Genomic DNA, 12,774 nt, shown 5'->3' with positions numbered 1-12,774 from the left:
CGTAATCAACCAGCCAAGAGAAGAAGGAGGAAATCCCATGACACCCATTCGGGTTCTGGTGACAGACGATATCGCCAATACACGGGAAGATATCAAACGACTGCTTTATTTTGAAGATGATATGGAAGTGGTGGGCGAAGCCGGCGACGGCCACGAAGCCGTGGCCCTGGCCATGGATCTGAAGCCGGATGTGATCCTGATGGATGTCAACATGCCCGGTCTCGACGGCATCGGCGCCACCGAAGAAATTTCCATGAAAGTGCCTGAATCGGCCATCATCATTGTCTCCATTCAGGGAGAACAGGAATACCTGCGCAAGGCCATGGCCGCCGGTGCCCGGGAATACATGGTGAAACCCCTCACCTCTGCCGAACTGGCTGAAACCATTCGCCGGGTGCACCAGAGCCAGCAGCGGCGCAATCTGCAGTTTGGCGGCGGCGCACCGGTGAAGGAAACCATCCAGGAACGCTACGCGAAGAAGGGGAAGATCGTCAGCTTCTTCTGTACCAAAGGCGGCGTGGGAAAAACCACCCTGGCCTGCAACCTGGCAGTGGCACTGGCCCGGCAGACACAGAAAAAAGTGGCTCTGCTGGATCTGGACCTGGCCTCCGGCGACGTTTCAGTGATGCTGAACGTGGCAGCCAAGGGCAGCATTGCCGACTTGGTGCAGGACGAAAACGGGATGGATCTGGGCCTCATTGAAAGTTACATGGTGCCCCATCTCACCGGCGTTCAGATTCTGGCCGCCCCCTCCAGCCCCGAGCAGGGAGAACTGGTGGAGGCTGACCATGTGGAAAAAATTCTCAAAATCCTTCGCAACCATTATGATTACATTCTGGTGGATACGGCGCCTTCTTACAGCGACATCAATCTCAATGTGCTGGATGCCAGCGATGTGATTGCCCTCATGCTGAACCAGGAGCTGACCACCCTGAAACATGTGAAATCGGCCCGGGAAATTTTCGCCACCCTCAAGTATGCCGGCCGCACCAGTATTGTGCTGAACCAGCAGAACCGGGAAGGCATCAAGGTGAAAGACCTGGAAACCACGCTGGACACCCACCTCACCGCCGCCATTCCTGAAGACCAGCGGGTGGTGCGCACCGCCATCAACAAGGGCCAGCCTTTTGTCATCAGCCAGCCCAATGCCGGTGTGTCCATCAGTGTGATGAATCTGATGGAAGAGCTGAACCTGCTGGAAGGCGACAAGAGCCGCAGCAGCCGAAAGAATAAAATGGTCGTTAACCGTTTGTTTAACTTTTAGGAGTGATGGGGCATGTCATTATTACAAAAGCTGGAAAAGAAAAAAGAAAAAGACCGCAGCCAGGAAGAACAGCAACCGAAAAATCTGGTGGAACTGGCAGACCCCCATGCGGCCTGGAAGCATGAGCTTCACGGCAAAATTGTGGACAAGCTGAAAAATGCCAAGCCTGATGAAAAGGAAACAGAGCAGGATTCGGAAAAAGCCGTGGTCAAGCGCATTGAAGAGCTGGTGGACCAGTTGGTGCAGGAAACCGGCACTGAGGTGCACCTGCGGATGGACCGGCTGCGGCTGAAGCAGGAAATGGTGGATGAAATCATTGGCTATGGCCCCATCAATCCCCTGCTTCAGGATGAAGCCGTGAGCGAAGTCATGGTCAACGGCCCCCGCATGGTGTACGCCGAGCGGAACGGAAAACTGGAACTCACCGGGGTTCGGTTCAGGGATGACGACCATGTGCTCAATGTGATTGAACGCATCGTGGCTCCCATTGGCCGGCGCATCGATGAGAGCAGCCCCATGGTGGATGCCCGTCTTCCCGACGGCTCTCGTGTGAATGCCATCATCCCGCCCCTGGCCCTCAACGGCCCCACGGTGACCATTCGTAAGTTTGCCACCGATCCCTTCACCGTGGAAGACCTGATCAACTTTGGCACCCTCACCCGGGAGATGGCTGAATTTCTGGATGCCTGCGTCAAGGGACGACTGAATGTCATTGTTTCAGGAGGCACCGGCAGTGGTAAAACCACCACGCTGAACGTGATGTCCTCCTTTATTCCCGACAGTGACCGCATTGTCACCATTGAAGATGCGGCAGAAATACAGCTGCGGCAGCCCCATGTCATTACCCTGGAAAGCCGCCCGCCCAACATTGAGGGCAAGGGAGCCGTTTCCATTCGTGACCTGGTGAAAAACTCCCTGCGAATGCGCCCCGACCGGATAGTGGTGGGAGAAGTGCGCAGTGGCGAAGCCCTGGACATGCTCCAGGCCATGAACACCGGCCACGACGGGTCCCTCACCACCGGCCATGCCAATACCCCCCGGGACATGATTTCCCGGCTGGAAACCATGGTACTCATGGCCGGCATGGACTTGCCCGTGCGGGCCATCCGGGAACAGATTGCCTCGGCGGTGGACCTGATCATTCACCAGAGCCGCCTGCGGGACGGATCCCGGCGCATCACCCACTTAACCGAAGTACAGGGCATGGAGGGAGATGTCATTACCCTGCAGGACCTGTATCTCTTCAAACAAAGCGGCGTCGACGAACGGGGCAAGGTCATTGGAGAATTTGTGGCCACCGGTATTCGCCCCAAATTTACTGAAATGCTGGAATCCAACGGCATTCAGTTGCCCCACACCCTTTTTAACCCATCCATCTTTTAGTGTCAGAGACAGGCGGTGTCCTCATGAATCTAACCATGTTATCCATATTGATTTTTCTCACCGGCTTTCTGCTGGTGTTGGGGTTTCACCAGGCCCGGCAGCCCGTCGGCCCCAGTGTGGCCAAACGGGTGAAAACCATCAGCAGCAGTGAAGACGGGGCGTCACCTTCCCGAAAAGAAGACACCAAAGACCTGCCCCGAAAACTGCTGGCAGCCTTTGGTAACCTGCGGCTGTTGAACCGCATGGGTCGGGGCATGGACAAACAGCTGGAAGAGTCCGATGTGCCCCTCAGCGGCGGTGAATTCATGGCGCTGGCTCTGGCGAGCATGCTCATCACCTTCCTGTTTTTCTCCGGTGCCACATTGAATCCCCTGGTGGGGCTGGCCGCCGGTGCCATGATGCTCTTCATTCCCTTTTTTCTGGTGAAACGGGCCAGAGCCAAGCGTTTGGCCAGCTTCAATGCCCAGATCTGTGATGCCCTCACCATCATGTCAAACTCCCTGCGGGCCGGCTTTAGCTTCATGCAGAGCATGGACATGGTGCGCAAAGAGATGCCTGAACCCATCAGCAAAGAGTTCAGCCGTACTTTTCGGGAAGTGAATCTGGGAGCCTCCACCGAACGGGCGCTTCAAAACCTGAGCCGCCGGGTGAACAGTGATGACCTGGATTTGGTGATCACCGCGGTGCTCATCCAGCGACAGGTGGGGGGCAATCTGGCAGAGGTGCTGGATAAAATTGCCGAAACCATTCGGGAGCGGGTGCGGCTGCAGGGGGAAATTAAAACCCTCACGGCCCAGGGCCGGCTGTCGGGAATGGTCATCGGGTTTCTGCCGGTGATTCTCGCCTTCTTCATGCTGTTGGTGAACCCCAGCTACCTGATGGAGCTGATCACCCACCCGGTGGGACGGGTGATGCTGCTGATGGCAGTGGCCGGCGAACTGGTGGGCTTTCTCTTTATCCGCAGAATCATTCGTATTCGGGTGTAGTCTGGAAAGTCGGGGAATGACTGAGGAGGAATAAACATGTTTATAACCGTGACCATGGCGGGAGTGTTTGGCCTGACAGGAACCCTGTTTCTGCTGCTGCACCGCGCTGTGTTTGGAGAAAAAATGCGCATGTCCCAGCGCATGGACCATGTGCTGGGAGAAAAAGAAGTGCCCATTCGCAAGCAGGAACTGTCGGCCCCCCTCTACCAGCGGATGTTTCGGCCTGTTCTGGGCAAAACTGCCAATTTGGTACTGGCAGTCATTCCCTTCACCCGGGAAGCAGATCTGGATAAAAAAGTGATGGAGGCCGGCCGCCCCGGTAACCTGAACGCCCGGGAATGGATGGTGATCAAAACCCTCCTGGCCCTTGCCTTTGCAGGGCTATGCTGGCTCTTTTTTCAGCGGACAGGCCGGCCGGAATGGCAGGCAGTGATGATGATGGTGCCCCTGTTCTTTGTGGGCTGGTTCATGGTTGATTCCTGGCTCTCGGGGCGGGTGCGCCGGCGTCGGGATGAAGTGCAGCGGGCCCTGCCTGATCTGTTGGATTTGTTGACGGTAAGTGTGGAAGCGGGCCTGGGGTTTGAGGGAGCACTGATGAAAATTGTGGAGAAAACCAACGGACTGCTTTCCGACGAATTTCTCACGGTGCTTCGGGAAACCAAAATGGGCAAATCCCGGCGGGATGCCCTGAAAGACATGGCGGCCCGGTTGAATGTGGACAGCCTCTCCAACTTTGTGGGCTCCATCGTACTGGCAGAACAGCTGGGTATCAGTATCGGAAACGTGCTGCGCATCCAGTCAAAGGAAATGCGGCAGAAAAAACGGCAGCGGGCAGAAGAAACCGCCATGAAAGCCCCCATTAAAATGCTGATTCCCATGGTGATGTTCATTTTTCCCGCCATTTTCATCGTTCTTTTGGGACCGGCCGTGCTTCAGATCATGCGGGTGTTTCAGTGAAAATCGACTTGAAATCGGGAGGGAACGTCATGTCGGAACGGATGATTGCACCTGTGACCCAGGTAATTTATGCCAATACTTTTTTCAGCCGTCTCAAAGGGCTGCTGGGCACCCGGCAGCTGCCGGCCGACACCGGTCTGCTGCTGGAACCCTGCAACAGCATTCATACCTGGGGCATGGGGTATGCCATTGACGTCCTGTTTCTCGATGATCACAACCGGGTGCTGCAGGTGGCTGCCACCCTTTCCCCCAATACCTGGGGACAGAAGGTGCCCGGTGCCTGCCGGGTGCTGGAAATGGCCGCCGGCCAGGCCTGTCGGCTGGGAATTCAGCCGGGTGATGTCATTGATCTTAACCAAAGAAAAGAGGGAATCTGATGAAACGCATGACTGCCAAAAAACGAAAAGGCTTTTCGCTCACTTTTAAAGTAAGCATGACCATCACCCTGCTCATCACATTTTTAATGCTGGGGATGGGAACCATGACATATTTTATGAACCAAAGGGTATTAATCCAACAGGAAACACGGCAAGGGAAGTCCATTGCCATGTTTGCAGGCGAAATCATGGAAAATGCCATGACAGGAAGTGACACCGAACCCATGTTGTCAGTCATTTCTCTCATGAAAGAGGACCCCAAAATCACCCAGGTTTACGTAACTAATATAAAAGGGGAAATTATGGCCCATGACCAGCAGGAACGCCTGGGCAATCACATGCAATCAAGAGCGCTGAGTGCCGCCATGGAACAGGGTGTTTTGCAGGTACAGCAAACCACCAGCGAAACCGGTGACCGGCCGGTACTGCTCTTTGTGGTTCCCCTGGCGAATGTTTTGGGTCAAACGGATGCCTACCTTCACTTCACCACTGACCTGTTGCCTGCCCAGCAGTTTCTCATGGAAAGTGCTCTCCAGTGGGTGAAAATTTTTGTGGGTGTGGTATTGGTGAGCCTGGTGCTCATTCGAATCATCATTGTGAAATCTGTGGGAAAACCAGTGAAGCAGCTGCTGACTGCCACTGAACAGGCAGCGGTGGGAGACTTCTCGGGAGAGCTGGAACCGGCGGCAGCCGATGAACTGGGGCACTTGGCAGAAGGGTTTAATCTGATGAATCGCCAGTTGGGTGTGCTTTTTCGCTCCATCTATCAAACGGTGGAAGAAATGGACTATGCCTCCAAACTCATTGTCAACCGTTCAGAAACCATGGCTTCAGCAGACGATTCCTGGAGTGCTGACAAGCAGCAGGAGTGGTTGCGGGAAATTCTTTCCAGCGGCAAGCGGCTGACCCGGGTATCCCAGAAACTGCAAACTTTCCTGAATCAGTTCCAGGTGAAAGACGAACGTTCGTAAGGCAGGGAGCCCAGCCAACCTGAATGCATGATGCCGGAGGCGATTCCCGTGTTCGATATGAAGAAACTTGAAAATGTCATCGCCAACACCATCGAGGCCGTGGAGCGGGGCAAGGAAGATCTTTTTCGGCTGGAAACAGACGTGCGCAATGAGTATGACCGGTGCCTGCGGCAGCTGTTGGACATCAAGATTCGCATTGACCGGGTGATTGGCGAAGTGGATCGTCTGGAGGATGAGTCACGCAAACTGCGAAACCAGCTGATGGTGGTGAACCGGGATTTTAACCGGTACAGCAAGGAAGCCATCAAGGAAACCTATGATGCCGCCCATGAAAAAATGATGGAGCTGATGCAGAAAAGGGAGACTGAAAAAATTCTGCGGCTCCAGCGGGACCATCTGGCGCAGAACCTGCGCACCTTGGAAAATGCCAAAAAACGATCAGAAGACCTCATCAGCAGCATCAGCATGGCCCTGAAGCTCCTCACCCACGATTTGACTGGATACTTCAACCAACTGGGAGAAGTGCAGCATACCAACAACGTGGGGCTGTCCATCATCAAAGCCCAGGAGGAAGAACGCCGCCGGGTGGCCCGTGACATTCATGACGGGCCGGCCCAAAGCTTTGCCAACATTGTGATGCGGGCAGAGTTTTGCCTGAAGCTGATGGATGTGAACCCGGACCAGGTGCGGGATGAGCTTCAGGATCTCATGTGGCTGGTGCGGGGCAGTCTGGAGGATGTGCGAAAAATCATCTTTGACCTGCGCCCCATGTCTTTGGACGACCTGGGGTTGCTGGCCGCCGTGAAACGGTATACAGAACAGTACATGGAAGATTACAAGATTCATGTGGAACTAAATGTGATGGGGCGGGAGCAACGGGTGGATAATTCCCTGGAAATTGCCCTCTTCCGCATCATTCAGGAATCCCTCACCAATGCCCGTAAACACTCAGGAGCGCCGGAGGTGGTGATCACCATCGAGTACCATAAAGACCGCATCAATCTCATGGTGCGGGATAACGGCCGTGGCTTTGATATGGCAAAGGTGCGCCAGGAAAAGCAGGGGGTCAGCTTTGGTCTCACCGGCATGGGCGAACGGGTACATTTGCTGAAGGGCAAGTTTGATGTCCGGTCTGCACCGGGTAAAGGCACCCAGGTGCTGGTATCCATTCCTCTTGAGGAAGAAAAGCAAAGCAAATAGTCAAGAAGAAAAACAAAGAAGAAAACAAAGTAACTAAACAAGAAGATCATTGAAGTAAATGATTGAAGAAGACAATTGAAGAAGGAAGTAAGGTGGTGAACAGCATGAAAGAAGTCGAAGAACCGGTCATTCGAGTCATGATCGCCGATGACCATGCGCTGATTCGCCAGGGTTTGATGAAGGTATTATCCCTGGAACCCACCATTCACGTTATTGCAGAAGCCGAGGATGGACAGGAAGCCATTGACAAAGCCCTCACCCTGGATTTGGACGTCATTCTCATGGATATCAATATGCCCCGGGTGGACGGCATCACTGCCGTGAAAAAAATCCGGGCCCATCACCCCCAACTGCCCATCATTGCCCTGACCATTCATGATCAGGAGGAATATCTGGTGGAGCTGATCAGGTCGGGGGTTTCAGGCTATGTGCTGAAAGATGTGCGGCCCGATGAACTGGTGAATGCCATTCATCAGGTATTCCGGGGAGAATCCTATATTCCCCAGGTGCTCATGGGAAAAGTGCTGAAAGAACTGAACCGACTCTCCAGCGCTGTTCAGGAACCAGACCCCGACCGGTTGACAGTGCGGGAGCTGGAAATTCTCCAGGAACTGGCCCTGGGGCTGAGCAACCGGGATATTGCCCAGAAACTGTTTATCAGCGAAAAAACCGTTAAGAATCATTTAACCAGCATCTTTCAGAAATGCGGCGTCACCGACCGCACCCAGGCAGTGCTCCACGGTCTGAAAAACAACTGGATTCATCTGGCATGAACCGTTTGACAGCACTCATACTGTATCAGAAATGATGTCAAGTGACCACATATCATCACCGGGTGAGTTTGGCCGGTAATAAGTACCCGTTTCTCTTGTGGGAGCGGGTACTTTTCTTTTGATTTTATATGTTAGCGAACGTTCCAGATGGGGTATTCACCCTATGATTGAAACGAGACCGCAAAGGATGGGGTGATCTTGATGCCAGGGATAACGCACCGGTATTTTCATTCAAAGGGTAGTCGCTATTCCCGCAGAGCCCAGCGTGACCACGCTTTTTCACAGAATGCACTGCTTCGGGCCAAAATGGCATTGGAGGCGGCGCAGGAGGGCATTTGGGACTGGAACCTGGTGACGGGTGAAAATATTATTTCTGAGAGCTGGGCTCAGATGCTTGGCTTCTCAGCCGACGAAGTTCGTCATACCTACGATTTTTTTCTGACACACGTTCACCCTGAAGACTTGAAACGGATGGAAAAAATCAGAGAACTATACATCACAGGTGAGTTGGCACATTATCATTCGGTTTTTCGCATGAGAACCAAGGATGGGCAGGAAAAATGGATTCTTTCCCGGGGGAAAACAGTGGAATGGGACGAACATGGTCAACCAACCCGTATGGTGGGCACCCATCAGGATATTACCCGGCGCAAGAAGGCAGAGATATCACTGCGATACCAGAAAAGTGTGTTGGAGTCTTTGTTCAGGTATTCTCCCGAAGCCCTGGCCCATCTGAACACCCGCCACGAAATAGTGAGAATCAATCAGCAGTTCACCCGTCTTTTCGGCTATACCGAGGCAGAATGTGTGGGGTTGTCGCTGGACCCGCTCATTACAGATGAAGATTTACTGAAGGAGGCGGCACTCGTCTCCTGCCGGACACAATCGAATGAATTTGTGGAGATGGAGTCAGTGCGTGTTCACAAGGATGGCAGCCGGGTGCCGGTGATTGTCAGAGGCGGCCCGGTGATTGTGGATGATGCGATTGTGGGGTACCAGGCGATTTATACCGATATCACCCAGCGAAAGAAAGAAGAGCTGGAACTGCGGGAAGCCAAAGAGCGGGCAGAGGCAGCCAGCCAGGTGAAAAGTCAGTTTCTCTCCAATATGAGCCACGAAATTCGCACACCGATGAATGGCATTTATGGTGCCGCCATGCTGCTGGAAAGCACTCCCCTCTCCCAGGAACAGCTGGAATTGGTACACATTCTCACAGAGTCGGCAGGGCGCATGGTGGAAACAATGAACAACCTGCTGGATGTGGCCCGTATTGAGTCGCAGCGCATCGAACTGCGGGAAGAGGTCTTTGAACTGATCCAAACCCTGGAAGAAGTAATGGAACCTTTTCGGGTGTTGGGGGAAAGCCGAAACCTGCCATTTGCTCTTGAAGCGCCGGAGGCCTGCCGGGTGAAGGTGGTGGGCGACAGGAGCAAGCTGGCCCGGGTACTTTATCATCTGTTGAGTAACGCTTTCAAGTTCACTGAAACGGGAAAAGTAACCCTGGAGGCAGACCTGGTTCGGTATGAAAATCCTTTTGGCATTTATCGATTCGCCGTGGCTGATACAGGGATTGGTATTGCTTCTGAAGACCAGCAGAAGCTTTTTCGACGGTTCACCCAGTTGGATGACTCCTATTCCAAGTCCTATCAGGGAACCGGCCTGGGACTGGCCATTGTCCAGAAGCTGGTGGAGCTCATGGGCGGCACCGTGTCTCTCTCCAGTGCGCCGGGAGAAGGAAGCCGCTTCTATTTTGAGGTTCCACTGCGTGTCCACGAACTTCATGCAGGAAATGGAGAAGCAGCCAGTCAGAAGCAAAGGATGTTCTCCCATGTGAAAGAAAGCATTCGCATTCTGGCTGTGGAAGATGACGAAATCAGCCAGATTCTTCTTCGCAAAATCTGCCGCAAGCTGGGGGCCCAGGTGGATTTGGCCCAGGATGGCTTCGAAGCCATTCGCATGTTCGGAACCACCGCCTACGATCTGGTGCTCATGGATGTGCAACTGCCCACCATCAGCGGTATTGAAGTGACCTCCGTGATTCGCTCCTTCGAGAAGAAGTTTGGAGAACGCACTCCCATCATCGGCATCAGTGCCCACGCACTAAAGCAGGATAAAGAGCGGTGTCTGGCAGTGGGAATGAACGACTATCTGTCAAAGCCCATTGATATGGAGAAACTGCATCAGGTGATTCAGGAATGGGTGGTGGCCCAGGAGTCACCTTCGGTATTGCCGGAGTAAAGTGATTATTGGTTGTCAGGTGGCTGTTGCGCCTGAAAAGAAAATGCAATAGGCTGTTGCAATTAAGTTTGTTGATAAAAATAAGTTTGTTGAGGTTGTTACACTTGTTCCACATATCTGAGATATGGTACACTAAAAATTGAAAATAAATGACGTATGCGTCATTAAAGAGGTGAAAGAAGTGCCAAAAATTGTGGACTACGAAGCCAAAAAACGCATGATCATGGAAAAAGCAGTGGATTCCTTTCTGCAAAAAGGTTTTCACAACACTCACCTGGTGGATATCACCAGTGCCTGCGGCATCGGCCGAACCACCATTTATCAGTATTTTCGCAACAAGGATGAAATATTGCAGTATACCATTGCCCACCTGTTTGAATCACTGCGGGACGATTTTCGGATCATTCTGGCCGACGAGGCAGAAAGCCCCCTGCAGACCATCCGCAAATTGATTCCGGCTATTCTCAAAGAGTACGACAACAATCGGAAACTGGTGGTGTTAGTGGACCTCTGGCTCATTATGATTCGGGAAGAACACCCCTCCATCGAGTTGGTGCACGATCATATGGCACAGATTCGTCACACTTTTCAGGAACTGCTGGACCAGGGTATTGAAAAAGGTGAAATCCGGGACATGCCCACACCCAGCATGGCCTTTACCCTATACGTGTTGGTGGAATCTTTTTTGATTCATCTGGCACTGCATCAGGGAGAAGACGTGCAGAAGCACATCGGAAGCGTACAGTTGTTGCTGGACAGCCTTCAGGCCCCGTAATCCATTTCGAAAAAGCCGCATCTGAAAAAAATGCATCCTAAAAGCCTCTTCTTAAAAGCCAGCCTTGATGGGTATATATCCACTAAAGGTAAAAGCCTGAGAGGGGTTTTTTTGATGTTGATGAAAAAAATACTGCTGGCCACCGATTTTTCACCGCCGGCCCAGGAACTGATGGCCTGCCTGGCGGAGTTGAAAGCACATGGAATGGAAGAAGTGATACTTTTTCATGCTGTCAGCATTGTGAGAGCCCAGGGAAGTGCCCTGGAGGTGCAGCGCCACTACGAAGAACGGCTGCAACAGGAAAAAAAACGGCTGGAAGCGGAAGGGTATCAGGTGAGCATTCGGGTGCCCATGGGATTTCCACCGGAAGAAATCATTAACACAGCTGTGGAAGAAGGGGCTTCGCTGATTCTCATGGGCTCTCATGGGGGCGGCATGATCCGCAGCCTGTTTTTGGGAAGTACCACCTTTGATGTGGTTCGCCTCAGCCCCGTACCAGTACTGGTGGAAAAATTCAGAGACGTAAACCGAAAAGATTACACACCGGTGTGTCGGCTGAAATTTAACCGGATTTTGTTTCCCACTGATTTTTCTCCCTGCGCCCGGCAGGTGTGGCAGGAGCTGCTGAACATGGCGCCTTATATTGATTCGGCGGTCTTGGTATCAGTGGTACAGAAGGTTCGGGACGAAGCCATGTGGCAGGAGCTGCGGGATCGGAACGAGCAGGAACTGCAGCAAATGAGAAAAGAACTGGAAGCGGCTGGCTGTGAAGTGGCGGTACATCTCACTGACGGCACTCCCTCCCGGCGTATTCTTGAAATTGCTGATGAAGAAGCTGTCAGCCTCATTTTGATGCCCCGGCGGGGGGAAGGCTTTATTCAGCAGCTGTTACTGGGCAGCACTGCCGAAGCTGTGGCCCGCCAGTCAAAGCAGCCGGTGCTGTTGGTGCCCTGCGACACCCATGTGATGAATGGAAGTGGTGTACGGTGAACAAGAATCTGAAGAGGCGGCGGTTTCCGGTTTTGGGATTGCTGCTGTTATGGGTATTAGTGGCGGCAGTCGTTACTGGCTGCCGGGAAGAACACGCGGGTAATCCCGCGTCAGAAACTGAAAGAGGTGATGAAATGCAGGAAATCAATGATCAAACCACCCATGAAGCAACAGCCACTTTTGCCCTTGGCTGATTCTGGGGACCTGATGCCCGGTTCGGGCAACAGCCGGGAGTGATGCGCACCCGTGTCGGTTATGCCGGAGGCACCACCCCCAACCCCACGTACCACCAGATTGGCGATCATACAGAAACCATTCAGATTGTCTATGACCCTGAAGTGATCACATATGAGGCGCTGCTTCACATCTTCTGGGAAAACCACGACCCCTTTGCAAGGGCCTGGTCAGCCCAGTACCGCAGCATGGTGTTTACCCACGACGACACGCAGGCCAAGATACTGCAGAATTCCATCCAGCAGTTGGAAGCTGCCAAAGGCCGGCAGGTGCAGACAGTGATTCGGTCAGAAGTGACCTTCTACTCAGCCGAGGATTACCACCAGAAATATTATCTGCAGAACCGGCGGGAGCTGTTTGGCGAGGTGAAAAGTCAGTTTGACACCTTTAATGCCTTTGTGGACTCCACCACCGCCGCCCGAGTGAACGGTTACCTGGCCGGTCATGGAACACCGGAGCAGATGGAGGAAGACCTGAAATGGATGAATCTGTCGGCGGAGGCAGAACAGCAGCTGCGCCGCATGGCAGCGGCTTATTGGTAAAAGAAAACTGCCGGCAATCATGCCGGCAGTTCAGAGGTTGACTTACACCAAATCTGTTATCTTCATTGTATGTTGGCGACAGTC

The 12,774-nt window shown here is 53.1% G+C and carries 12 protein-coding genes and 1 pseudogene; all 13 read left to right on the top strand.

What is annotated here, in order from left to right; genetic code table 11:
- Positions 1-37: 37 nt before the first annotated feature.
- On the top strand, positions 38-1,264 hold the full coding sequence (locus QOL74_RS13955; RefSeq protein WP_283410110.1) for a CpaE/TadZ family protein: 1,227 nt from the start codon (positions 38-40) through the stop codon (positions 1,262-1,264).
- 12 nt (positions 1,265-1,276) lie between these two features.
- Positions 1,277-2,647: a TadA family conjugal transfer-associated ATPase gene (locus QOL74_RS13950; protein ID WP_283410109.1), complete on the top strand. Its 1,371-nt coding sequence runs from the start codon at positions 1,277-1,279 to the stop codon at positions 2,645-2,647.
- 23 nt (positions 2,648-2,670) lie between these two features.
- Positions 2,671-3,633, top strand: coding sequence for a type II secretion system F family protein (locus QOL74_RS13945; RefSeq protein ID WP_283410108.1), 963 nt, complete (start codon positions 2,671-2,673; stop codon positions 3,631-3,633).
- Positions 3,634-3,669: 36 nt separating this feature from the next.
- Entirely contained in the window at positions 3,670-4,590 is a 921-nt protein-coding gene (locus QOL74_RS13940; protein WP_283410107.1) for a type II secretion system F family protein, read from the top strand.
- Between the two features lie 29 nt (positions 4,591-4,619).
- The gene (locus tag QOL74_RS13935) at positions 4,620-4,967 is read left to right on the top strand and encodes a DUF192 domain-containing protein (protein WP_283410106.1); all 348 of its coding nucleotides are present in this window, start codon (positions 4,620-4,622) and stop codon (positions 4,965-4,967) included.
- Entirely contained in the window at positions 4,967-5,938 is a 972-nt protein-coding gene (locus QOL74_RS13930; RefSeq protein WP_283410105.1) for a HAMP domain-containing protein, read from the top strand. Before QOL74_RS13935 ends, QOL74_RS13930 begins: the two co-directional genes overlap by 1 nt.
- A 57-nt stretch (positions 5,939-5,995) precedes the next feature.
- Positions 5,996-7,138 (top strand): sensor histidine kinase, encoded by a 1,143-nt coding sequence (locus QOL74_RS13925; protein ID WP_283410154.1) that lies wholly within the window; start codon positions 5,996-5,998, stop codon positions 7,136-7,138.
- Positions 7,139-7,242: 104 nt separating this feature from the next.
- Positions 7,243-7,911, top strand: coding sequence for a response regulator (locus QOL74_RS13920; RefSeq protein WP_283410104.1), 669 nt, complete (start codon positions 7,243-7,245; stop codon positions 7,909-7,911).
- Positions 7,912-8,112: 201 nt separating this feature from the next.
- Entirely contained in the window at positions 8,113-10,149 is a 2,037-nt protein-coding gene (locus QOL74_RS13915) for a hybrid sensor histidine kinase/response regulator (protein WP_283410103.1), read from the top strand.
- Between the two features lie 181 nt (positions 10,150-10,330).
- Positions 10,331-10,924 carry a TetR/AcrR family transcriptional regulator gene (locus QOL74_RS13910; protein WP_283410102.1) on the top strand — a complete coding sequence of 198 codons (594 nt, stop codon included), beginning with the start codon at positions 10,331-10,333 and terminating at the stop codon, positions 10,922-10,924.
- Positions 10,925-11,038: 114 nt separating this feature from the next.
- Complete coding sequence (locus QOL74_RS13905) at positions 11,039-11,914, top strand: universal stress protein (protein ID WP_283410101.1); 876 nt, start codon at positions 11,039-11,041, stop codon at positions 11,912-11,914.
- Positions 11,911-12,108 carry a hypothetical protein gene (locus QOL74_RS13900; RefSeq protein WP_283410100.1) on the top strand — a complete coding sequence of 66 codons (198 nt, stop codon included), beginning with the start codon at positions 11,911-11,913 and terminating at the stop codon, positions 12,106-12,108. Before QOL74_RS13905 ends, QOL74_RS13900 begins: the two co-directional genes overlap by 4 nt.
- A 12-nt stretch (positions 12,109-12,120) precedes the next feature.
- A pseudogene (gene msrA / locus QOL74_RS13895) lies at positions 12,121-12,690 on the top strand (peptide-methionine (S)-S-oxide reductase MsrA); the annotation flags it as partial.
- Positions 12,691-12,774: the final 84 nt, after the last annotated feature.

Origin of the sequence: Anoxynatronum buryatiense (genome assembly GCF_900182905.1) — a bacterium.
Taxonomy (GTDB): Bacteria; Bacillota; Clostridia; order Peptostreptococcales; family Tindalliaceae; genus Anoxynatronum; species Anoxynatronum buryatiense.
Note: the sequence above shows the minus strand (reverse complement) of the source record. Positions and strands in the feature narration are given on the sequence as shown.